Genomic DNA, 22,576 nt, shown 5'->3' with positions numbered 1-22,576 from the left:
CGGCTCCCCTCCCGCCGCCGCGGGAGGGCTTCCGGACCGTACGAGGCGTTCAGCCCTTGTGGGGGTACGCGACCATCGTGACCGACGCCTCGTCCCAGAACAGGCCGAAGCCGGCGGTGTCGCCGAAGGGGAAGTTGATGTTGACGTCGTCGAACTCTTCGATCTTTCCGGTCCTCATGTCGAGTTGCACGGGCCGCTCCGAGGAGTTGAAGGCCCCCGAGCCGATGGCGTTCCCGTACACCAGGCCCTCGTCGGTGGCGAGCTGGAACTCGACCGCGTTGGTGCTGTCGGTGCGCTCGAAGCAGACGCCCGTGCCCTCCTCCAGATCGAACACGCGGCCCCCGTGGGCGAGGTAGCGGCCGTTGGCCGACAGGTGGAAGTCGCCGGGGGTCGTGTCTCCCTCGCAGCGGACCGTGGCGAGCGTCTTGCCGGAGGAGGTGTCGACGGCGCTCCACAGGACCGCCTCGGAGTTCCGCTCCTGGCCCCAGCCGACGACGGCGAGGTCGTCCGAGATGACCTGGACGCCGGACGACTCTTCCGGGTCGGCTCCCTTCGGCCGGAGGTCTGCGGCGGTCCAGCCGCCGGGTACCCAGAAGCCGTTGTAGTCGCCGCCGGAATTCGCATCGATGCTGGTGCCCATCAGCAGACCGTTGTCCGTGAGCCCCTTGATCTGCCACGCGGTGTCGCATTCGGGGCAGTCAGCGGGCGGCTTCTGGTCGTTGACCCCGTACTCGGTGGTGTCCCCGGTCGCCGGGTCGACGGCCACCACGGTGTCGTCGCCGACCTCCACCAGCAGGCCGGCGCCGCCGTCGCGGACCTTGCCCTCGCCGTCCACCTCGACGTGGACCGGCCGTACGCCGTCACCGGACGAATCGGCCGGGAAGATGTCGAGGGCGACGATCTCCCTGCCGCGGTTGATGGCGTCGGCGTCCGTGGTGCCGGACGACCAGAGGGCCAGATACTCCTTACCGTCCACGATCGCCCTGATGTACGGCAGATTCGTACTCCCCAGCGGGCTGACGGGGATACTGCTCCACCGCTTCTCGCCCGTTGCCGCGTCCAGGACCGTGAAGCCGTACTCGCGGGGTCCCCCCTCGCCCTCCCGCTCCCAGTACACCGCCACCGCGCCGGTCCGCGGGAGCGGCACCTGCGTGCCCTCCTCCGTCGACTCCCAGCCCCGCCCCGTGTCGTACAGCGTCGGTACCGCCAGTTGCGTGCCGGGCGGTGTCGCCTCGGCACTCGGCGTCGAGTCGGCGCTTTCGCCACCCTCCGCCCCCGGGTTCTTCTCATTCCCGCCCGAGTCCGAGCAGGCCGTCAGCAACGCCGCCGTCACCGCCAAGCCGGCGATCCACCTCGTGCCACGCATCAGCGCCCCCCTCACCGTTGGTTGAGCGCACCAGAATGGCAGCGCGTCCAACGCCCCGCAAACCCAGCTCGCTTGTCGCCGACCGCGGCTACGACCACGGCGTCTGCCACCACGGCAGGTCGCTGCCGCAGCGGGCCGCACTCCGCCGCACACCGGAGATCGTTTTCGGGAAAGCCCCCGGCAACGATCACCGCGGGAGGACTCCCGGGCGTCCCGTTCTACGCTGCCGGTCGTGGCGCCCGGACCGCCGGGCGTACCGACGCGGAGGAGCCAGGGATGACACGGCGGTGGAAGCTCGGCGCGGCGGCGACGGCCGCGGGCGCGGCGCTGCTGCTCGCGGGGTGCACCAACCCCCCTGCGGACTACAGCGAGATAGTCACCTTCACCGACGCACACGGCCGGGTATGCACGGGCTCGGTCGTCGTGGACCAGGAGCAGAGCGAGGGCGACGACTACGAGATCACCGGCCTCGACTGCGAGTACCCGCCCGAGGGCCGCAGCCCGGGCCCCGAGTCGTACCGCCCCCTGCCCCCGCGGGAGGACGACTAGTACCGCCCGCCGCCGCGTCCCCCGGATCGCCCGGCGGGATGTCGGTGGCGGGGCATAAACTCGCCGGATGAGTTCCACCGAGGCGCTCCAGGTCCTCAGCAAGGTCTTCGGCTACGAGTCGTTCCGCGAGGGTCAGCAGGAGATCACCGACCATGTCGTGGGCGGCGGCGACGCCCTCGTGCTGATGCCGACCGGCGGCGGCAAGTCGCTGTGCTACCAGATTCCCGCGCTCGTCCGCCCGGGCACCGGTGTGGTGATCTCGCCGCTCATCGCGCTCATGCAGGACCAGGTGGACGCCCTGCGGGCCCTCGGGGTGCGGGCCGGGTTCCTTAACTCCACCCAGGATCCCGACGAGCGGCGGATGGTCGAGGCCGAGTTCATCGCCGGCGAGATCGACCTGCTCTACCTGGCGCCCGAGCGGCTGCGGGTGGAGTCCACGATGCGGCTGCTCGACCGCGGGACGATCGCGCTGTTCGCCATCGACGAGGCGCACTGCGTCTCGCAGTGGGGCCACGACTTCCGGCCCGACTATCTCGCGCTGTCCGCGCTGAGTGAGCGCTGGCCGGACGTGCCGCGTGTCGCGCTGACCGCGACGGCGACCAAGGCCACGCACGCGGAGATCGCGGGCCGGCTGCAACTGGAGCAGGCGCGGCACTTCGTGGCGAGCTTCGACCGGCCCAACATCCAGTACCGCATCGTGCCCAAGCGGGAGCCGAAGAAGCAGCTCCTGGAGCTGCTGCGCACCGAGCACGCGGGCGACGCGGGCATCGTCTACTGCCTGTCGCGCAAGTCCGTGGAGGACACCGCGGAGTTCCTCGTACGGAACGGGATCGACGCCCTGCCGTACCACGCGGGGCTGCCGGCAGCGACCCGCGCCGAGCACCAGTCGCGCTTTCTGCGCGAGGAGGGCATGGCGATCGTCGCCACCATCGCGTTCGGCATGGGCATCGACAAGCCCGACGTGCGCTATGTCGCCCATCTCGACCTGCCCAAGTCCGTCGAGGGCTACTACCAGGAGACCGGCCGCGCCGGGCGCGACGGACTGCCCTCCACCGCGTGGCTGGCGTACGGGCTCCAGGACGTGGTGCAGCAGCGCAAGCTCATCGACGGCTCCGAGGGCGACGACGCGCACCGGCGCCGGGCGAGCGTGCACCTCGACGCGATGCTCGCGCTCTGCGAGAGCGTCGACTGCCGCCGCTCGCAGTTGCTCGCGTACTTCGGCCAGAGCGGATCCCCCTGCGGGAACTGCGACACGTGCCTCACGCCCCCCGAGTCGTGGGACGGCACGGTCGCCGCGCAGAAGCTGCTGTCCACGGTGGTGCGGCTGCGCCGGGAGCGGCGGCAGAAGTTCGGTGCGGGCCAGATCGTCGACATCCTGATGGGCCGCAAGACGGCCAAGGTCATCCAGCACGACCACGACGCGCTGTCCGTCTTCGGCGTCGGCGCCGACCTCGCCGAGCACGAGTGGCGCGGTGTCGTACGGCAGTTGCTCGCCAAGGGGCTGCTGGCCGTCGAGGGCGACTACGGCACGCTCGTGCTCACCGACGAGGCCGACGAGGTGCTGTACCGGGGCCGCAAGGTGCCGCTGCGCACCGAGCCCAAGCGGGCGGCGAAGGCGGCCAAGGCGAAGTCCGGGGGCAAGCGCGCCGAGGCGGTCGACCTGCCGGCGGAGGCGGCGTCGCTGTTCGAGCGGCTGCGCGCGTGGCGGGGCGCGACCGCGAAGGAGCAGGGGGTGCCCGCGTACGTGATCTTCCACGACGCGACGCTGCGGCAGATCGCCACCGAGCGCCCCGGGTCGCTGGCCTCGCTGGGCTCGGTCAGCGGCGTCGGCGAGAACAAGCTCGCGAAGTACGGCGAGGCGATCCTCCAGACCGTCGCGGAGGACGACGCGGGCTGAGGGCACACCGGGGTGTGCGGCGGCCTCAGGGTGTGCCGCTCCAGTCCAGCAGCCGGGCCGGGTTGGTCACCGTGACCGCGTCGGCCAGCGCCTGGCCGCCCTCGGCCGCGACCCGCGGGAGGAAGCGGCGCGGCAGGTAGTCCAGCCCCGGCATGCCGCCGTACGCGCGGTACCGGCCGCGGCGCGCGACGTCCCCGCCGAGGAGCAGCCGGTCGGGGCCGGCGCGCTCGGCGGTGGCGAGCAGGCAGGCCAGCACGGTGGCGTCGGGGTGGCTGCGGTGCCGGGCCACGCCGTCGTAGCCGAGGTACGCGCCGGCCGCGCAGAGCTCCGCGTGCAGCCCGGGGTCGGGGTTGCGGTCGGCGTGCGCCAGGACGACCCGGTGCGCCGGCACCCCGTGCCCGGCCAGCTCCGCCAGCACCTCGAACGCCGCGCTGCCGTACTCCAGATGCACCATCACCGGCGCCCCGGTGGCCAGGTGGGCGGCGCCGGCCGCCGCGAGCACCCGGTGCTCGAACGGGGTCACCGACCAGTACCCGACGCCCGCCTTGACGATCCCCGCGCGGGCGGCGGGCCCGGTCCGTACGGTCAGCTCCGCGTCCGCGTACATGCCCTCCGTCAGCTCGGCGGTGAAGAGCGCGGCCAGCTCGGCTTCCGCCAGCGCGAGCAGCGGGTGTCCTGCCGCGTAGTGCGGCTCGCGGTGGGCGCCGGTCGTGTGCACGACGTGCAGCCCCGTGGCCCGCGCGATGCGGGCGACGCCCGCCGGGTCGCGGCCCAGGCCCACCGGGGTGGCCTCGACCATCGCCGTGAAGCCCGCCGCATGCAGGTACGCCGCCTCCTGCCCGCTGCGCGCCTCGTCGTCCAGCTCGTCGCCGGGCAGCAGCGGCGAGACCTGGAAGAGGTGCTCGTGGTAGTCGGTCCGCCCGAGCCGGCCGGCGGGCAGGTCGCCGAGGACCGTGCGCACGCTCACCGAACGGCCTGGGCGGCGGCGGAGAGCCGGTCGACGGTCGCGGCGTCCAGGGTGAGGCCGAACACCTCCGCTATCACCTGGGACCAGCCGTGGATGAAGTACCGCCAGCCGTCGACGACGTCGAGGCCGCGCCCGGCCGCCTGGGCGCGCGCCGCGTGCAGGAACGGCAGCGCACCGCGGTAGTTCAGCTCCCACACCACGGACCCGCGCGGGAAGCGCGCCGCGGGCGACAGCGGCGACCCGGGCCGGTCCTTGCCCAGGCCCGTGGCGTTGACGACGAGGGTGCCGGGCGGTGCCGCCGCGAGCAGGTCGTCGGCGGGCCCTTCGCTGACGACGGTACGCAGCCGGGCGGGATCCGCGCCGGAGCGCTCCAGCACGTCGGCCACTTCGGCGAGCCGGCCGGCGGAGCGGTCGGTGCAGACGATGCGCGCGGGGGCGTCGGGGCGGCGGGCGAGACAGCAGGCGATCGCGGTGCCGGCCCCGCCGGCGCCCAGGCACAGCAGCTCGCCGCCGGTGGCGGCGAAGTGTCCCGGCGCAAGGAACTCCTCAATGGCCAGGCCCGCGGTCAGCGGGTCCTTGGCGTGGCCGGTGAAGCGGCCGTCCCGCTTGGAGACGGAGGAGACCTCGCCGCACAGCCTGGCGAAGTCGTCCAGCTCGTCGAAGAGGTCGGCGGCGGCCCGGTACACGCCTATCTTGTGCGTGGTGATCAGCGCGCCGAGCAGCAGCGGATCGCGCCGGATCCGCTCGGTCACCGCCCGGTAGCGGGCGGGTTCGGCGTCCGGCGGCAGGTCGAAGCCGACGAGCCGGGCGGTGGGCAGGCCGAGGATGCGGGCCCACTCGGGGAAGATCCGCATGATGGACGACTCGCCGGTGCTGACGCCGACGAAGGCCATGGCCGCGGTGTCCGCGGCGGTGCCGGTTCCGGCCGGCGCGCTCAACGGACCGCCTCCGCGCCCGAGTCGGACGCGCCGGACGCGTCCTTGCGGACCTGCGCCAGCGCCGCGGTGAACTCCCGGGCCCGTACGGTCAGCGCATCCCAGCGCCCCGCGGCGATGTGCGCCGCCGAGGCGAGCTCGCCGCCCGCGCCGACCGCAAGCGCCCCGGCCCCGAACCACTCCCCCAGGTTGCCGGCGGAGACCCCGCCGGTCGGCACCAGCGGCACGTCGGGGAACGGGCCGCGCAGCGCGCGCAGATAGCCGGGGCCGCCGAGGGAGGCGGGAAAGACCTTGACGGCGTGCACGCCGAGTGCGGTGGCGGTCATGACCTCGCTGGGAGTCAGGGCGCCGGAGAGCACGGGCAGGCCCGTGTCCAGCATCGCGGCGGCCAGTTCCGGGGTGGTGCCGGGGCTGACCAGGAACGCGGAGCCGGCCTCGGCCGCGGCGGCGGCCTGCGCGGCGGTCAGTACGGTGCCCGCGCCCACCAGCGCCTCGGGGTGGCGGGCGCGTACCTCGGCGATGACCGCGGGCGCGTCGGGCGTGGAGTACGTGATCTCGATGCCGGTGACACCGCCCTCGACCAGCGCCGCCACCGCGGCCAGCGCGCCGTCCGGGGTCGGGGCGCGCAGGACGGCGACGACGCCGGCGCGGCGCAGGCCGGCGAGGGGGGACGTGGGCGCGACGGGGTCTGCGGGGGGCTGCTGGGTGGTCACGGTGCGCTCTCTTCGGTGGCGGGTACGGGCAGGGGTACGGGGTGCGCGGGCTCGCGGCCCGCGAGCACGTCGAGGACGGCCCGTACGGCACCCGAGCCCATCCGGTCCACCGCCTCGACGGTCTGCGCCCCCAGGTGCGGGGTGAGGACGACCCGGTCGGCGAACTCCGCGGCCAGCAGCGGGCTTTCGGCGGCGGCGCCGCCCTCGCCCGCGAGGGTGTCCGCGGCGTACGCGGCCAGCCTGCCGTCCCGCAGCGCCGCGGCGACGGCGTGCTCGTCGACGAGGTCGGCCCGCGCCGTGTTGACGACGATCAGCCCCGGCCGGGCCCCGGCGAGCCACCGCTCGTCGACCACCCGGGTGCCGCCGGGAGCGTGCAGACTCACCGCGTCGCACCGCCCGGCCAGCTCCGCGAGCGGCGTCCGCCGGACGCCCAGCACCTCGAAGACGACCGGGTCCAGATACGGGTCGTGCCCCAGCACCTCGGTGCCGAACCCGGCGGCGCGCGTGGCCACCCCGCGCCCGACCCGGCCGAGGCCGACGACGCCGAGCGTGAGGGTGCCCAGCTCCCGGCCGCGGCGCGGCTGCCAGGACCCGGCGCGTACCGCCCGGTCGCCGGCGGCGACGCCGCGCAGCGCGGCGAGCAGCAGCGCGATGCCGAGGTCGGCGACGGCGTCGCTGTTCGCGGCGGGGGTGTGGGTGACGGTGACGCCGCGGCGGGCGGCGGCGGCCAGGTCGACGCTGTCGACGCCGACGCCGTAGCGCGCGACGACGCGCAGCCGGGGCGCGGCGGCCAGGTGCTCGTCGGTGACCGGCGCGGTGCCGGCGATCCAGGCGACGGCCCCGGCGAGCAGCGGGGCCAGCTCCGCCGGGTCGTGGACGGTGGAGCCGCGCACCACGCGCAGCCCGGCGGCGGCGAGTCCGGCCTCGACGGGCGCGGCGCCGCTGCCGAAGGACCGCGACGTCACCAGCACCACGGGTGCCGCGCCAGCAGCGCTTTCGGGTGTCCCGCTCATCGCTTCTCCTTCGCGAACCACGGTTCCAGCCGCTCGTACGCCTCCAGGAACAGCGCGTGCCGCCGCCGGTAGTCGGCGTGCCTGCCGGGGTCGGGAGCGAACTCGGCGGTGACCTCGGACAGATCGCGGGCGACGGCGAAGCCGTCGACCAGGCCCGCGCCGACGCCCGCGGTGACGGCGGCGCCCAGGCTGTTGGCCTCCTCGACGATGCTGCGGCGGCGCACGGTGGCGCCCCAGACGTCGGCGAGGATCTGCAGCCACAGGTCGCTGGCCGCGCCGCCGCCGATCGCGTCCACCCGGTCGACCGGGTGCCCGGCCTCGCGGAACGCGCCCACGCAGGTGGCCAGGTTGAACGCCACGCCCTCCAGCACCGCGCGGGTCAGGTGGGCTTCCTGGTGGTGGCGGGTGAGGCCGAGGAACGCGCCGGCCGCGGCGGCGTTCCAGTACGGGGAGCGCTCGCCCAGCAGGTGCGGCAGGAAGTACAGGCCCGCGGTGTCGGCGTCGGCCGCCGCCGCGAGCAGCTCGGGGAAGCGGTCCCCGTCCTGGTCCGGCCGCAGCACCTCCGCCACCCAGTCCAGCGACGCGCCGCCGGCCTGCATGGTCGCGGTCGGCACGTAGCGGCCGGGCACGACGTGGTCGAAGGTCATGGTGCGCATCTGCGGGTCGTGCAGCGGCTGTTCGGCCGAGAGCGAGACCCAGGAGGAGGAGCCGAGGTAGGTGTACGCGCCGTCCGCGGGGTCGATGACGCCGGCGCCCAGCGCGGCCAGCGGGCCGTCGCCGCCGCCGAGGACGACGGGGGTGCCGGCGGCGAGCCCGGTGGCCGCCGCCGCCTCGGGCAGCAGCGGTCCTGCGACGGTGGTCGACGGCACGATCTCGGGGAACAGCGCCGGGTCGATGCCCGCCGCCGCCAGCACCTCGGCGGACCAGGCGCCGGCGGGCTGGTCGTAGGCGTTGGTGCTGGAGGCGTCGGAGCGGTCGGTGGCCAGCACGCCGGTGAGCCGGTGCACGACGTAGTCCTTGGCCAGGCAGACGTGGGCCACCCGGGCGAACGTCTCCGGCTCGTGGTCGCGTACCCACATCACCTTGGTGAGCGAGTAGGTGGGGTGGAGCTGGTGGCCGAGCAGGCGGTACGCCCGCTCGGCACCCAGCGCGGCGACGAGCCGGTCTGCCTGCTCCTGGCTGCGGTGGTCGGCCCAGATCAGCGAGGGGCGCACCGGCCGGTACGCGGAGTCGAGCAGCACCGCGCCCATCATCTGGCCGCTGAACCCGACGGCGCCCACCTCCACGGGGCGTACGCCGGTGTGCTCCAGCAGCCGCCGGGTGGCGGCGCACACGGCCCGCCACCACACCTCGGGGTCCTGCTCGGCGACGCCGCCGGCGCGGAAGTCGGTGCCGTAGTGCTCGGTCAGGGCGGCGACCGGGGTGCCGTCGTCGGCGTGCAGCGACGCCTTGTCGCCGGTCGTGCCGAGGTCGTGGGCGATGATCATGGTGCCGCTCGTTTCGTCGGGGTCGGCTCACCGGCAGTCTCGTCCGCCGCGGCTCCCGGATCCGGTTGTGCCGTTCCGTCGGCCGGTTGTGCCGTTCCGCCGGCCTGTCCCGGCTGCCCGTCGCGCGCCTGCGGCTTGGCCTTGCCGCCGCGGCGCAGGTTGTGGACGTGCTCGGTGGCGACGGCGGCGAGGATCAGCACGCCGATGACGATCTGCAGCCAGAACGGGTCGATGCCCAGCAGCGTGCCGCCGTTGTTGAGCATGCCGACGACCAGCGCGCCGACGAGCGCGCCGAGCGCGCTGCCCTTGGCGCCGAAGAGGCTGGCGCCGCCGATCACGCAGGCGGCGATGGCCTGGAGTTCGTAGCCGTTGCCCGAGGTCGGCACGCCGTTGCCGAGGCGGGAGGCGAGCAGCACGCCGGCCGCGGCGGCGAGGGTGCCGGACAGCACGTACGCGCTGACGAGCACGCGGCGTACGGGCACGCCGGTCAGCCGCGCGGACTCGGCGCTGGAGCCGACGGCGTAGACGTACTCGCCCCAGACCGTGCGCCGCAGCAGCAGCGCGAAGAACACCGTGATGAGCACCATCAGCCAGGTCAGATGGGAGATGCCCAGCACGCTGCCGCCGCCGATGTCGGCGAAGCCGTCCGGCAGCGGCTGCACGGTGCGGCCGTCGCTGAGCAGCAGGGTCGCGCCGCGGGCGGCGCCCATCATGCCGAGCGTCACGATGAACGGCGGCATCTTGAGGAACGCCACCAGCAGGCCGTTGATCAGCCCGGCGGCGGCGCCGACGAGCAGCGCGAGGAGCACGGCGCCCACGATGGGCAGGCCGCCGCCGGTGTCGTAGACCACCTTGGCGGCGACGATCCCGGACAGGCCGACGACCGAGCCGACGGACAGGTCGATGCCCGCGGTGAGGATGACGAGGAGCTGGCCGACGGCGATGATCGCGAAGATGGACACCTGGCGGCCGAGGTTGTCCAGGTTGGTGCCGGTGAGGAACGACTCGGTGGACATGGTCAGCGCGAAGGCCAGCACCAGCAGCACGGGGATGCCGCCTGAGGTACGGCCCAGCACCTGGCCCAGGCGCAGGATCTCCCCGTCGGCGGGCTGCCGGCCGGGGCGCTTGCCGAACTGGACGCCCTTGGCTGTGCCGCCGGCGGCGGGGGCGGTGGCTCTGGCGAGGTCGGTCATCGGTTCTCCTGGAACGGTGCGGAAGGTTCGGCGGAGCCGGGCGGGGCGTCGGCGGGGGCCGCGGCCGGGGCCGCGCCGGCCGCCGGGCCCACGGGACTCGCCAGCCGCAGCACGGCCTCCTCGGTGGCCTCGGCCGCGGGCAGCGAGCCCACCAGCCGGCGCTGGCGCACCACTTCGACGCGGTCGCACAGGCCCAGCAGCTCGGGGAGGTAGGAGGAGACGACCACGATCGCCAGGCCGTCCGCGGCCAGTTCGGCGATCACCTGGTAGATGTCGGCCTTGGAGCCGACGTCGACGCCCTTCGTGGGCTCGTCGAGCAGCAGCACCTTGGCGCCGGTGGCCCGCCAGCGGGCGACCAGGGTCTTCTGCTGGTTGCCGCCGGAGAGCGAGGTGATGGGGTCGACCCAGTCGCCGAGCTTGATGCGCAGCCCCGCGGAGGCGGCGGTGACGTGCTCGCGCATCCGGCGGCGGCGCAGCACCCCGAAGGTGCCGGTCTGCGGCAGGCTGGCGATGGCGACGTTCTTCTCGATGCTCAGCCCCGGCAGCAGCCCGGACTCCTTGCGGTCCTCGGGCAGCAGCCCGAGCCCGGCCCGGGCGGCGGCGCGCGGGGACGTGGCGCTGACGCGCCGGCCGTCAACCAGGATGTCGCCGCCGAGCACCGGGTCGGCGCCGAAGACGGCGCGCAGCAGTTCCGTGCGCCCGGAGCCGAGCAGCCCGGCCAGGCCCACGACTTCGCCGCGGCATACGGTCAGGTCCACCGGCGCGGGGAAGCCGGCGGGCCTGAGGCCCCGCAGTTCCAGGCGTACGCCGCCGGGCTCCGGCCGCTCGCCGGGGTACAGGTTCTCGATCCGGCGGCCGACCATCGCCTGCACGAGGGAGTCCTCGTCGTAGGCGGACATCGGCCGGGTCTCGACCACCCGGCCGTCGCGCATCACGGTCACCCGGTCGCCGACGGCGAACATCTCCTCCAGCCGGTGGGTGACGTACAGGACGGAGACGCCCTCGTCCCGCAGCGTGGCGATGCGGGCGAGCAGGGCGTCCGCCTCCTGCGCGGACAGCGCGGTGGTCGGCTCGTCGAAGATCACCAGGCGCGCGTCGTGGCCGAGCACCCGGGCGATCTCGACCAACTGCCGGGTGGCGGTGGTCAGTTCGGAGACCCGCGTCCGGGGATCAAGGTCAGCCAGGCCGACCCGGGCCAGCATCTCGCGGGCCTGCGCGCGCTGCCGGCGGCGGTCGACCCAGCCGGCCCGGCCGGGCATCCCGAACATGCTCAGGTTGCTCGCCACGGTCAGCTCGGGCATCAGGCTCAGCTCCTGATACACCACGCCGATGCCGGCGGCGCGCGCCTCCGCGGGGGTGACGTGGGTGCGCATCTCGCGGCCGAGCACCCGGTACGCGCCGCCGTCGCGGGCCACCGCGCCGGTCAGCACCTTGATCAGGGTGGACTTCCCGGCGCCGTTCTCGCCGGCGAGGCAGTGCACCTCGCCCGGCGCGATGTCCAGGTCCACCGCGTCCAGCGCCGTGACGGCGCGATAGCTCTTGCCCACGCCCCGCAGGCTGACCAGGGGGCTCGACTCGGGGGTTGCCATGGCCGGCCCTCAGCCCTTGGTCTTGGGCGGGTTGAGCAGTTGCTCGTACTGCGCCTCGTCCACGGTCGACTTGTCGATGACGACGGCGCCCGGGTCGAGCCGCACCGGCGGGGTGCTGTCGCCCGCGGCCATGGCCGCCTCGACGACGCCCTGGTAGCCGAAGAAGAACGGGTTCTGGACGATGATCGCGTCGATGGACCCGTCGCGTACGCCCGCGATCTCGGCGGGGTCGGAGTCGAAGGCGACGACGGCGACGCGGTCGCTCGCCTTGCGCTCGGCGACGGCCTTGGCGGCGCCGGTGCCGGAGGTGTTGTTGTCGGCGAAGACCCCGGCCAGGTCGGGCGTGGCGGTGAGGGCGTCGTTGACCTGGGAGACGGCCTTGTTGAGGTCGTTGTCGTTGACGGACGTCTGGATGATCTCGGCGTCGGGGCACTTGGCGGCCAGGCCGCTCTTGAAGCCGTTGAACCGGTCGACCAGGACCTGCTGCCCGGAGGTCGAGCTCTCGTGGAGGATCTTGCCGTCCTTCTGGCCCTTGTCGGTGAGCAGTTCGCACATGCGCGTGCCCGCCTGCTCGCCCGCCTTGACGTTGTCGGTGCCGATGAACCCCTCGGCCTCGGTGGTGATCGCGTTGTCGACGGTGATCACCTTGATGCCGGCGTCGCGGGCCCGGTCCACCGCGCCGTTGAGCGCCGTGGAGGAGTTCGAGGCCAGCACGATGGCGTCGGCGCCCCGGGAGATGGAGTTCTCCACCAGGCTGACCTGCTCCTCGATGTCGGTCTCCGAGGTCGGGCCGAAGAGCCCGAGGTCGATGCCGAAGTCGTCGCCCGCCTGCCGGGAGCCGGCGAGCATCGACTGCCAGAAGTCGGAGTCGGTGGCCTTGGTGATGACGTCGACCTTGATGCCGCCGACCGCGGCGCCGCCGCCCGACGAGGAGCCGGAGTCGTCGAACGCCGCCTTCCCGGCGGCGACGCCGCCGGCCGCGAAGACGACGGCCAGCGCGGCGGCCACCCCCGAGGAGACGAAACGGATGCGCGCCATGGCTACTCCTGGTTGCTAGGGGACGTGGGGGATGAGAGGGATGAGGGGGACGAGGGGGTGTACGGGGCGAGCAGGGGCGGACCGCCGTCCGGGGCGCGCCGGACGCGGTGGCCCATGCCGTGGGTGAGGACCCAGCCGTAGTCGTGGCCGGCGTTGCCGGGGTAGACGGCCAGGAAGCGGTACGGCTCGTCGCCGGTGTTGACGCTGCGGTGCGCCCAGCCCGGCGGGATGTAGCCGATGGCGCCCGGGTACATGTCGATCCACCGCGGCCGGTCGCCGTCGAAGAGCAGCAGCCCGCCGGTGCCCGCGAGGCCGAGGTAGATCTCGCCCTGCGGGTTGGGGTGCTGGTGGCCCTTGGTCATGTGGAACTCGCCCGCGACCGTGCCCGGCCGGATCGTGGTGATCGACTGGGGCAGTTCGCCCTCGGCCTCCGGTACGGGCGAGGAGGCGACGTCGTACACGACGGGGTCACCGCCGTCCCGTACCGCGGCGCGCCAGGCGTCGCCGTCGGCGAAGAGACCGTCGAGGTCGGACATGCGCCGGGTGAGCACGGGACCCGAGGGGCTCATGCCGCCGGCCTCGGGATCGAAGGTGACGAGCGTCGGCTCGATGGGGGGCGATGCGTATGACGGCACCGTTTCCTCCTGGGGTCGTGCGGGGGTACTGCGGGAGGGGCGTCAGCGTGACGGCGTGGTCATTTGACATCCTGTACGGTCAGGATGTCAAGGGTCCCGGCAGCGGCCGGCCGCACTCCCCGCAGACGCGTCGCGGCCGGTCCGCTCGGGCGAGCGAACCGGCCGCGAGAGTCCGGTCGGGTCCGGGGCGTACAGGCCGGGTACGGCCCCGGGGAGAGTCAGTCGGTGACGATCATCAGCGGGCGGGGCCGGGCGCCCGGCTGCCGGGACAGCTCCACCTCGAAGCGGCTGCGGTCGCCGCGGTGGAAGGCGACGAAGCTCTCCACCGGCCGGCCCTGCTCACCGACGCTGACGCTGCGCAGCACGAGCACCGGGGCGCCCCGGCTGACGCCGAGGCTGCGGGCCAGCTCCGCGGAGGCCACCGCCGCCTCCACCGAGCGGCGGCCCTGCACGAGCCGCACCCCGAACCGGCCCTCCAGCAGCGCGTACAGCGACTCCTGGGTCAGGTCCTCGTCGACCAGCCCGGGGGCCATTTCCTGCGGGACGTGGGTGATCGTGAGCACCCACGGCTCCTCCTCGACGAACCGCAGCCGCTCGATGACGATCACCGGATGCCCGGGCGGCACGTCCAGTTCCCCGGCGACCTGCGCGTCCGCCGGGACCACTTCGAGCCGGCGGACCTGGCTGCGCAGGTGGCCGCCGCGGGCCGCCACGTCCTCGTACAGCCCGGTGAGGGACTGGACCAGGCCCTCGGGGGTCTTGGGGTGGGCGACGAAGGTGCCGCGGCCCTTGATCCGCTCGATGACCCCTTCGGACTCCAGCTCGGCGAGCGCCTGGCGGACGACCGTCCGGGAGACCCCGTAGCGTTCGCACAGCTCGTGATCGCCCGGCAGCCGGTCGCCGGGCCCCAGCTCGCGGCTCTCCATCTCGCCCAGGAGAATCTGCTTGAGCTGGTGGTAGAAGGGGAGCAGCGACGAACGATCGATACTTGACTGCATGTCATGAGAGGATAACAACCCTCCTCGACACGATCGCCCGCCGGGAGCCCGCTCACCAGACGGCCCGGCCCCGGCGGCAGCGCGCAGCCGACCGCCGGGGCCGGGGAGAGGCGCGCGGGACGGGGACCGTGCGTGACGGGACCGCGCACCTGACGGCCGCAGAGCCCTGGCCGGTCAGACGTTCCAGGGCATCTCCAGGCCGAACCTGTAGAGGTATATGCCGAGCAGCACGCCGCAGATCACCAGGCCGAGGGCGGTCAGGATCAGGTTGCGGCGGCGGACCTTCGGGTCGAGCGCGCGCGCCGCGGCCTCGGTGACCTTCCGCTTGGTCCAGCGCAGCACTATCTGCGCCCACACGAACTCCGTCGCCCACACGGCCATGCCCGCGAAGATCACCAGCCAGCCGGGGCCGGGCAGCGGCAGCAGGATGATGCCGCCGATGACGATGGCCAGGCCCACGACGAAGACCCCGACCTGCCAGCTCACGTGCAGCGCGCGCGAGCGCTGGATGAAGTCCGGCGCCCTGGACCCCCACGCCTGGTGCTCCGGGGTGTCCGGCTTCTCGGGCTCGTCCAGCTTCGCCACCGGAGCGTCGGTGCCGGCCTTGTCCATCCTCTTCTCCCCCTGATCGTCACGCTCGACATCCATGGCCATACGTTACGGCGTAAGGGGCCCAGGTCCGTCCGCCATCCGGACCGTCCTCCGGCGCCGGGCTCCTCCCCTGGGCGTAGTTCCAGGCGTACGGCCCCCTGGCCGGGGCGACAGGGCGGGGCGGCGGAATCCCCGGGTCCGCCGGGGTGCCGGCAGCCGGCCGGGGTGCCGAGGCGGCCGGCCGGGGACGCCGTCGCAGGCAGGAGCCGGCGGGCTCGGGTGGGCGACAGGGGCCGGCGGGCTCGCGCCGGGGCTCGGGGTTGGGGGGCGTATGCCCCCCGCCCGCCCCGGGGTGCGGAGCCGGCCCCGGCGGGCGGCGCCCCGCAGGGGATGCGTGTGGGATTTCTTGACGCGATCACGTCGCGCGGATACGGTCCGAGCGGGACATGGAAAGCGCTTACTTACGGTGATCAGTTCTCTTCGGCAGGGGAGATGGACGCAATGCCTCAGCACAGCGGAAGGGTGGCCGCGCGGTTCGTCGCGGCCGTCGCGGCGCTGGCCCTCACCGCCCTCGCGGCTGGGCCGGTGCAGGCGGTGCAGGACGCCGACGACGCGGCAGCGGCGGAGCGGGAAGCGCCCGTCGTGGCGCCCGCGCTGATGCCCGGCCTCGTGGCGCACTACGACTTCGGCCACCCGGTCGCCGGCAGCCCCGCCCTCGAAGACGACCAGGGCCGCTCCGGCACCGACATAGAGCTCGTCAACGGCGGCGAGGCGATGCGCGTGCCCGACCGCGCGTTCCCGGGCGCCGGGCCCGCGCTGCAGACCGCCCAGGTCTCCCCCGGCACCGCCGGGAACGACGACTGGAAGGCCGGCGTCTACGGCTCCGAGGGCGTGCCGAGCCTGCGCGCGTTCAACGGGGCGAGCGCCGCCACCGTCATGGGCTGGTTCAAGGTGACCGGCGAGAACCCGGCCCCCAACCCCCACACCGCAGACCCGGACGACCGCTACAACGCCGTCGGCCTGGCCGGCGTGCTCGCCGGCAACTCCGACGGCCACGGCGTACGGGCCCTGCTGGAGCTGATCGAGGTGAACGGCGAGCTGCGGCTCGTGGCGCTGGGCCGCCGGCTCGACGAGGGCGCCTCGCAGACGTTCGCCGCCGCCCAGGACTGGCGCGAGCTGCTGCCGCCGGACGAGTGGGTGTTCCTGGCCGCGACGTTCGACTACACCGACGGCACCATGGCGCTGTTCCGCAACGGCGAGCGCCTCGACGGCTTCTACACCGTCCCGGGCGACCCGTGGCAGGTCGACGGGCCGGGCGAGCACCGCGCGTCGCCCACGGACCCCAGGGGCATCAAGATCGGCGGGAGCTTCCCGCAGAACACCCTGGAGCGCAATCCCTGCAACTGCCGCATGGACAGCCTGATGTTCCTCGACCGCGAGCTGACCGACCGGCAAGTACGAGGGCAGTACCTGCAGATGGTCTCGCCGCGGCCCTGAGCCGCAGCCGTACCCGCGCCCGTACGCCTGCGCCATCCGCAGGCACCCGCTGCACCAACGCTCGCAACGCACGCACCATCGCACCCCCCAGAACGGAGCCCGGCATGCCCTTGTCCGCCCGCCGAAAGCCCCGCCTCCTCGCCCCGGCACTCGCCGCGGCCGTGGCCGCGGCAGCCTTCCTCACCGCCCCCGCCGAGGCCCGCACGGAGCCGGCCGCCGCACCCGCCGCCCCGGCGAGCGCCGCGGCGTCCGGCGAAGCGATCCTCCCCAAGCCCGTACCGGTGCAGCTCGGCCTCGTCGTCGAGGAGTACGCGCAGTTCCCCGAGTCGGAGCCGACGCCGCCGCCGGACGATCCGCGGCTGATGCGGCACGCCCGGATCAACGCGCTCGCCGAACTCCCCGACGGCTCCGGCCGCAAGGCGGTGCCCGACCTCAACGGCAAGCTGTACCTCGTCGAGGACGGCCAGGAGCCCCGCCCGTACCTCGACGTCGGCGCCGTCTTCGCGCCGCAGTTCTTCTCCGGCAAGGGTCTCGGCCAGGGCTTCGGCTACGCGGCCTTCCACCCCGACTTCGCCAGCAACGGCATCTTCTACACCGTGCACACCGAGCTGGCCTCCACCACCGACGAGGAGCCGGACCTCACCCCGCAGCCCAACACCGCCTACCACGGCATCATCACGGAGTGGACCGCCGGCGACCCGGCCGCCGACACCTTCTCCGGCACCCGCCGCGAGGTTCTGCGCCTCGGCTTCAACGGCCGCATCCACGGCATCCAGCAGATCGCCTTCAACCCCACCGCCCGCAAGGGCACCGCCGAGTACGGCATGCTCTACGCCGCCGTGGGCGACGGCGGCACCGGCGTGCGCACCACCGAGCCGCAGGACCTCGCGCTGCCGCACGGCAAGCTGCTGCGCATCGACCCCCGCGGCGACAACAGTGACAACGGCGCGTACGGCATCCCCGCCGACAACCCCTTCGCCGGCCGTGACGGCGCCCTCGGCGAGATCTACGCCTACGGCTTCCGCGACCCGCACCGCTTCAGCTGGGACAGCGGCGGCGAACACCGCCTGTACCTCGGCCACATCGGCGAGCACGCCATCGAGTCGATCTACGAGGTACGGGCCGGGGACAACCTCGGCTGGAGCGAGCGCGAGGGCCCGTTCGTCTTCGACAAGGACCCCGCCGACCCGTGCGACGCGTACCAGCCGCTGCCTCCCGACGACGACACGTACGGCTTCACCTACCCCGTGGCCGCCTACGACCACAACCCTCCGGCCGACTGGAACTGCACCTCCGACATCGGCCGAGCCGTCTCCGGCGGCTTCGTCTACCGCGGCGACGACCTGCGCAAGCTGCACGGCACGTACGTCTTCGGCGACCTCGTCGACGGCCGCGTCTTCGCCTCCAGGACCGGCGACATGGACCGCGACGCGGCGGATAACCCGCTGGACATGGCCACGATCTACCAGCTCCGGCTCTACGACGGCGCCACCGGCAAGCGCGTCACGGCGCAGGACCTCGCCGGCGACACCCGCGTCGACCTGCGCTTCGGTCAGGACGCGGCGGGCGACCTCTACCTGCTGGCGAAGGCGAACGGCAAGGTCTGGAAGGTCACCGGCACCCGCGGTCCCGCGCTGCCGTAGCCGACCGGCCAAGTGGGTCCGCCAGTTCGCGGGCGAACGTCAGCCAGGCGGCGGCGCTGGACCACGCCACCCGGGCGCCGGCCGAGTGGTCATGTCGCCACCATCGGCTCGCCCGCGTGGGCCGGGGCATCCCGGGTTCACACGGTCCGCCGGTGCAGCGCGCCGCGCGTCAGACCTCGCCGCGCGTCAGCCTTCGCCGAGCCGCGGCGCGCCGGCGCGCCGCGCGGCGTCGCGCCGGCCGTCCGCCCACAGGGTGCGGATGTGCCCGAGGTGGCGGGCCATCAGCTCCTGGGCCGCCGCGGCGTTGCCGGCGATCATCAGGTCGAGCAGCGTGATGTGTTCCTGCGCGGAGTCGACGAGCACCCCGGCGCGGTCGAGGTCCGTCAGGCCGTACAGCCGGGAGCGGTTGCGCAGTTCGGCGACGACGGTGACCAGGTGGTCGTTGCCGGCGAGCGCGAGCAGGCCGAGGTGGAAGCGGCGGTCGGCTTCCAGATAGCCGATGAGGTCGTGGTCACCGGTGGCCTTGACGATGTCCTCGGCGAGCGGACGCAGCGCCTCGAGCTGCTCCGCGGTGGCCACTTCGGTCACCCGGCCCACGGTGGGGATCTCGATCAGCTCGCGGATCTCCGTGTAGTCGTCGAGGTCGCCCTCGGTCATCTCGGTGATCCGGAAGCCCTTGTTGCGTACGGCCTCGACCAGGCCCTCGCGCGCGAGGTCGAGCATGGCCTCGCGTACGGGCGTGGCGGACACGCCGAACTCCGCGGCCAGCGCGGGCGCGGAGTAGACGACACCGGGGCGCAGCTCCCCCGCGATCAGCGCGGCCCGCAGGGCGCCCGCGACCTGGTCGCGCAGGTGCTGCTGCACCGCGATGAGCTTGCCCCGCTTCGCCTCAGCCACGGTGTTCCCGCCGCGGGCGGCCGGGGCTGGATGCGCGATGTGACATTGTTCCAGCCTACCCCGGCCGTCCGCGGGCGAGAGGGTGCGCGGTGGGTCAGCCCAGGCCCTCGGCGAGCAGCTTGCGGGTGATGTCCCGTACGCTCGCCGCCTGTTCGTCCGGCAGCGGCGAGCGCGGCGGCCGGCAGGGGCCGCCGGGCAGCCCGGCGACGTCCATGGCCAGCTTGATCGCCTGGACGAACTGCGGCTTGGAATCCCAGCGGAGCAGGGGGTGCAGGGCCCGGTAGAGCGGCTTGGCCTGCGCCAGGTCGCCGCCGGTGGCGGCGCGGTAGAGGGCGGCGCAGGCGGCGGGCAGCGCGTTGGGGAACCCGGCGATCCAGCCGGCCGTGCCGGCTATGGACAGCTCCAGCAGCACGTCGTCCGCGCCGGTGAGCAGGTCGAGTCCGGGCGCCAGCTCGGCGAGTTCGTACGCGCGGCGGACGTCGCCGGTGAACTCCTTGACGGCGACGATGCTCCCCTCGCCGTGCAGGGCGGCGAGCAGCGCGGGGGTGAGGTCGGTGCGGGTGTCGTACGGGTTGTTGTACGCGACCACCGGCAGGCCGGCCTTCGCCACCTCGGCGTAGTGCGCGCGCACCGCCGCCTCGTCCGACCGGTAGGCGGTGGGCGGGAGCAGCAGGACCGAGCCGGCGCCGGCCTCCGCCGCCCGGTCCGCCCAGCCGCGGGCCTCGGCGCTGCCGTAGGCCGAGGCGCCCGCCATGACCCGGTCGCCGTCGCCGGCGGCGGCCACGGCGGTCTGCACCAGGCGGATGCGCTCGTCGTCGGTGAGGGTCTGGTACTCGCCCAGTGAGCCGTTGGTCACGACCCCGTCGCAGCCGGCGTCGATAAGCCGGCGGACGTGTGCGGCGTAGGCGTCGAAGTCCACGGTCAGGTCGGGGCGCAGCGGCAGCGCGGTGGCGACCATGAGGCCGTGCCAGGGGCGGGACCGTTCCGGTGGAGCAGAGGTCATGGAGTACTCCCGGGTGAGTCGCGGCAGGCGGGCGGGGCCGCGCGGGCGCGAACCCCCGACCACAGTACAATGTCACATGATTCCCTGGATACGGCCGGGCATGCGAAAGCCCGGGCGGCGGCGGGGTGTTGCTCCGCCCGCCGCCCGGGCACGTCAGACGTCGCGCCGGACGTCGCCGTTCACCGCTTCACCGGCTCCTTCCGGTTCTGACGGCTCTTATGGCTCTTACGGCTCTTCGCGTCCTCCCGGCTCTTGGCGCTCCCCCGGCTCCCCGCGTCCTTCCCGTTCCTCCCGTTCCTCCCGTTCTTCCCGTTCTTCAGGGCGTCGAGTTCGATGGCGAGCGGGGTGGCGGTGAAGACCGAGGAGTACGTGCCCGCCGCGATGCCGATGAGCAGCGCGAGCGCGAAGTCCGTGAGGGCCCCGCCGCCGAGCAGGGCCAGCGCGGCGAGGATGAAGACGGCGCCCATGCCCGTGTTCACGGTGCGCGGCACCGTCTGCAGGATCGCCGTGTTCGCGGCGGCCCGGAACGGCTTGGCGCGGTCGGCGGCGACCAGTTCACGGACGCGGTCGTACAGGACGACGGAGTCGTTGACAGAGTAGCCGATGACGGTGAGCAGCGCGGCGAGGAAGACGCCGTCGATGGGCTTGCCGAGCCAGGCGAAGAGGCCGACGAGGATGACGGCGTCGTGGGCGAGCGCCACGACCGCCGAGGTGGCGTACGTCCAGCGGAAGCGCACCGCGAGATAGGCCAGTTGGGCGGCCAGGGCGACGCCGAGCGCGATGAGCGCGCCGGTGCGCAGCTCCTTGCCGAGGCTGGGCCCGATCATCTCGTCGCGGACCTTCTCCGCGCCGCCGCCCAGCTCGGCCACCGCGGCGGTGACGTCGGCCGCCTCGTCGTCGGACAGTTTCTCGGTACGGACGGTCAGCTCGCTGCCGCCCGAGGTGTTGACGACGGCGCGCGGCAGCCCGGCGTCGGCCAGCGCGTCGCGGGCCCGGTCGGCGTCGACCGGCTGGGTGGTGGCGTACTCGATGAGCCGGCCGCCGGTGAACTCGACGCCGAAGTCCAGCCCGCGGACCACGATGCCGCTGCCGGCCAGCAGCAGGGCGACGCCGGAGGCCGCGAGCCAGCGGCGCGAGTGCCGCATCAACTGCGGGTTGCGCCGGACCAGCCAGGCGCGTACCCGGCCGTGGCCCGCGATCCCGGAACGCCCGGGGCGTACCCGCAGCGCACGGCGGCCCGCGACGGATTCGGCGAGCACCCGCGTGACGACCAGCGCGCTGAACATCGACGCCAGCACGCCGATGGCGAGCGTGACGCCGAAGCCGCGCACGGGCCCGGACGCCAGGAAGAACAGCAGGCCGGCGGCGATGAGCGTGGTGACGTTGGAGTCGGCGACGGCGGTGAACGCCTTGCGGAACCCGCCGGCCAGCGCCGTCCGCACGCTGGGCCGCCGGCGGGCGGCGTACTCCTCCCGCGCCCGCTCGAAGACCAGCACGTTCGCGTCCACCGCCAGGCCGATGGCCAGCACGAAGCCGGCGAGCCCCGGCAGCGTCAGGGTGGCGCCGAGTGCGGCCAGCGCGGCGTACGAGACGAGCGCGTAGCAGGCGAGGGCGACGGTGGCCAGAAAGCCCAGCAGCCGGTAGACGACGATGATGAACAGCGAGGTCAGGGCGGCGCCGATGAGCGCGGCCCGGGCGCTGGCGGAGATCGCCTCGGCGCCGAGCGTCGGGCCGACGGTGCGCTGCTCGACGGTCTCCAGCGGCACGGGCAGGGCACCGCCGTTGACGAGCAGGGCCAGCTCGCGCGCCTCGTCGCGGCCGAAGTCGCCGGTGATCTGGGTGGATCCGCCGGTGATGCCGGTGCGGCAGCCGACGTCCGGGGCGACCTGCGGCGAGGAGATGACCTTGCCGTCCAGGACGATGGCGACACGCCGCGCCGGGTCGCCGGGGGGCGCACACGCGGCGTCGCCGGTCAGCCCGGCCCACTCCGTCCCGCCCTCGCCGTCGAAGCCGACGGTGACGAACCAGCCGCGGGCCTGCTGGGTGTCGAAGAGGGCCTCGGCGTCGGCGACGTCGGCGCCGGTGAGCGCGGCGGGCCCGAGCCGCAGCGGCTGCCCGGCCTCGTCGCGCAGCACCTTTCCCGCGCCGCCCTGCTGCTGCTCCGCGGCGCCGAGGACGGGGTGGAAGGTGAGCTGGGCGGTACGGCCGAGGAGGTCGGCCGCCTCCCGGGGATCCTGGACGCCGGGCAGCTCCACGATGATCCGCTTGTCGCCGGAGCGGGTCAGGGTGGGCTCGGTGACGCCGAGCGAGTCGACGCGGTTGCGCAGCACTTCGAGGGTGTGGTCGGTGGTGTCCGCGTCGGCCTCGGCGACGTCGGAGTCCCGGGCCTCAAGGACGATCTGGGTGCCGCCGCGCAGGTCGAGTCCCAGGTGTACGGGCACGGCGACGGCGACGGTGACGGACAGGGCGAGGACGGCGAGGGCCAGCACGGCCCGCACGCGGGTAGCGCGTGTCACAGGGTTTGCTCCAGCCAGGCATGGCGCGGCGGCCCGCGTGCGCGGGGGT

19 protein-coding genes are annotated in these 22,576 nt (G+C 74.0%); 4 read left to right on the top strand and 15 right to left on the bottom strand.

What is annotated here, in order from left to right:
* Window positions 1–49: 49 nt before the first annotated feature.
* The gene (locus tag B124_RS14555) at window positions 50–1,366 is read right to left on the bottom strand and encodes a hypothetical protein (RefSeq protein WP_496503235.1); all 1,317 of its coding nucleotides are present in this window, start codon (window positions 1,364–1,366) and stop codon (window positions 50–52) included.
* A 276-nt stretch (window positions 1,367–1,642) separates the two neighbouring features.
* Between B124_RS14555 and B124_RS14550 the strand changes: the two genes are divergently transcribed.
* The gene (locus tag B124_RS14550; RefSeq protein ID WP_496503234.1) at window positions 1,643–1,915 is read left to right on the top strand and encodes a hypothetical protein; all 273 of its coding nucleotides are present in this window, start codon (window positions 1,643–1,645) and stop codon (window positions 1,913–1,915) included.
* 67 nt (window positions 1,916–1,982) lie between these two features.
* The gene (gene recQ, locus B124_RS14545; RefSeq protein WP_496503233.1) at window positions 1,983–3,812 is read left to right on the top strand and encodes a DNA helicase RecQ; all 1,830 of its coding nucleotides are present in this window, start codon (window positions 1,983–1,985) and stop codon (window positions 3,810–3,812) included.
* A gap of 25 nt (window positions 3,813–3,837) precedes the next feature.
* Here the strand turns inward: recQ and B124_RS14540 are convergent, their stop codons facing one another.
* The 11 genes from B124_RS14540 to B124_RS14490 all read right to left on the bottom strand — a co-directional run bounded on the left by B124_RS14540 (window position 3,838) and on the right by B124_RS14490 (window position 14,992).
* Complete coding sequence (locus B124_RS14540; protein WP_496503232.1) at window positions 3,838–4,779, bottom strand: phosphotriesterase family protein; 942 nt, start codon at window positions 4,777–4,779, stop codon at window positions 3,838–3,840.
* A complete protein-coding gene (locus tag B124_RS14535) occupies window positions 4,776–5,717 on the bottom strand; it encodes a shikimate dehydrogenase (RefSeq protein ID WP_496503231.1) in 942 nt (313 codons plus the stop codon). The genes B124_RS14540 and B124_RS14535 overlap by 4 nt, the downstream gene beginning before the upstream one ends.
* Window positions 5,714–6,427, bottom strand: a complete 714-nt coding sequence (locus B124_RS14530) for a bifunctional 4-hydroxy-2-oxoglutarate aldolase/2-dehydro-3-deoxy-phosphogluconate aldolase (RefSeq protein WP_496503230.1) — start codon at window positions 6,425–6,427, stop codon at window positions 5,714–5,716. Before B124_RS14530 ends, B124_RS14535 begins: the two co-directional genes overlap by 4 nt.
* The gene (locus B124_RS14525; protein ID WP_496503229.1) at window positions 6,424–7,440 is read right to left on the bottom strand and encodes an NAD(P)-dependent oxidoreductase; all 1,017 of its coding nucleotides are present in this window, start codon (window positions 7,438–7,440) and stop codon (window positions 6,424–6,426) included. The genes B124_RS14530 and B124_RS14525 overlap by 4 nt, the downstream gene beginning before the upstream one ends.
* Window positions 7,437–8,927 (bottom strand): xylulokinase, encoded by a 1,491-nt coding sequence (gene xylB, locus B124_RS14520; RefSeq protein WP_496503228.1) that lies wholly within the window; start codon window positions 8,925–8,927, stop codon window positions 7,437–7,439. Before xylB ends, B124_RS14525 begins: the two co-directional genes overlap by 4 nt.
* Window positions 8,924–10,120: an ABC transporter permease gene (locus B124_RS14515; RefSeq protein WP_496503227.1), complete on the bottom strand. Its 1,197-nt coding sequence runs from the start codon at window positions 10,118–10,120 to the stop codon at window positions 8,924–8,926. Before B124_RS14515 ends, xylB begins: the two co-directional genes overlap by 4 nt.
* Complete coding sequence (locus B124_RS14510) at window positions 10,117–11,709, bottom strand: sugar ABC transporter ATP-binding protein (protein WP_496503226.1); 1,593 nt, start codon at window positions 11,707–11,709, stop codon at window positions 10,117–10,119. The genes B124_RS14515 and B124_RS14510 overlap by 4 nt, the downstream gene beginning before the upstream one ends.
* A gap of 9 nt (window positions 11,710–11,718) precedes the next feature.
* Window positions 11,719–12,747, bottom strand: a complete 1,029-nt coding sequence (locus tag B124_RS14505) for an ABC transporter substrate-binding protein (protein WP_496503225.1) — start codon at window positions 12,745–12,747, stop codon at window positions 11,719–11,721.
* Between the two features lie 2 nt (window positions 12,748–12,749).
* A complete protein-coding gene (locus B124_RS14500) occupies window positions 12,750–13,382 on the bottom strand; it encodes a glucose-6-phosphate isomerase family protein (protein ID WP_496503224.1) in 633 nt (210 codons plus the stop codon).
* Between the two features lie 218 nt (window positions 13,383–13,600).
* Window positions 13,601–14,380 (bottom strand): GntR family transcriptional regulator, encoded by a 780-nt coding sequence (locus B124_RS14495; RefSeq protein WP_496503223.1) that lies wholly within the window; start codon window positions 14,378–14,380, stop codon window positions 13,601–13,603.
* A gap of 174 nt (window positions 14,381–14,554) precedes the next feature.
* Window positions 14,555–14,992: a TIGR02611 family protein gene (locus tag B124_RS14490; protein ID WP_496503294.1), complete on the bottom strand. Its 438-nt coding sequence runs from the start codon at window positions 14,990–14,992 to the stop codon at window positions 14,555–14,557.
* A 480-nt stretch (window positions 14,993–15,472) separates the two neighbouring features.
* Between B124_RS14490 and B124_RS14485 the strand changes: the two genes are divergently transcribed.
* Together B124_RS14485 and B124_RS14480 are read left to right on the top strand one after the other, a co-directional pair.
* The gene (locus B124_RS14485; protein WP_496503222.1) at window positions 15,473–16,468 is read left to right on the top strand and encodes a LamG-like jellyroll fold domain-containing protein; all 996 of its coding nucleotides are present in this window, start codon (window positions 15,473–15,475) and stop codon (window positions 16,466–16,468) included.
* A gap of 104 nt (window positions 16,469–16,572) precedes the next feature.
* Window positions 16,573–18,111 (top strand): PQQ-dependent sugar dehydrogenase, encoded by a 1,539-nt coding sequence (locus B124_RS14480; RefSeq protein WP_496503221.1) that lies wholly within the window; start codon window positions 16,573–16,575, stop codon window positions 18,109–18,111.
* 186 nt (window positions 18,112–18,297) lie between these two features.
* Here B124_RS14480 and B124_RS14475 read toward each other — a convergent pair whose 3' ends face one another.
* The 3 genes from B124_RS14475 to secD form a co-directional block, all read right to left on the bottom strand.
* Entirely contained in the window at window positions 18,298–19,008 is a 711-nt protein-coding gene (locus B124_RS14475; protein ID WP_496503220.1) for a GntR family transcriptional regulator, read from the bottom strand.
* A 94-nt stretch (window positions 19,009–19,102) separates the two neighbouring features.
* The gene (locus B124_RS14470; RefSeq protein WP_496503219.1) at window positions 19,103–20,011 is read right to left on the bottom strand and encodes a dihydrodipicolinate synthase family protein; all 909 of its coding nucleotides are present in this window, start codon (window positions 20,009–20,011) and stop codon (window positions 19,103–19,105) included.
* 179 nt (window positions 20,012–20,190) lie between these two features.
* Complete coding sequence (gene secD, locus B124_RS14465) at window positions 20,191–22,527, bottom strand: protein translocase subunit SecD (protein ID WP_496503218.1); 2,337 nt, start codon at window positions 22,525–22,527, stop codon at window positions 20,191–20,193.
* Window positions 22,528–22,576: the final 49 nt, after the last annotated feature.

The organism is Streptomyces sp. CNP082 (assembly GCF_059570535.1).
Note: the sequence above shows the minus strand (reverse complement) of the source record. Positions and strands in the feature narration are given on the sequence as shown.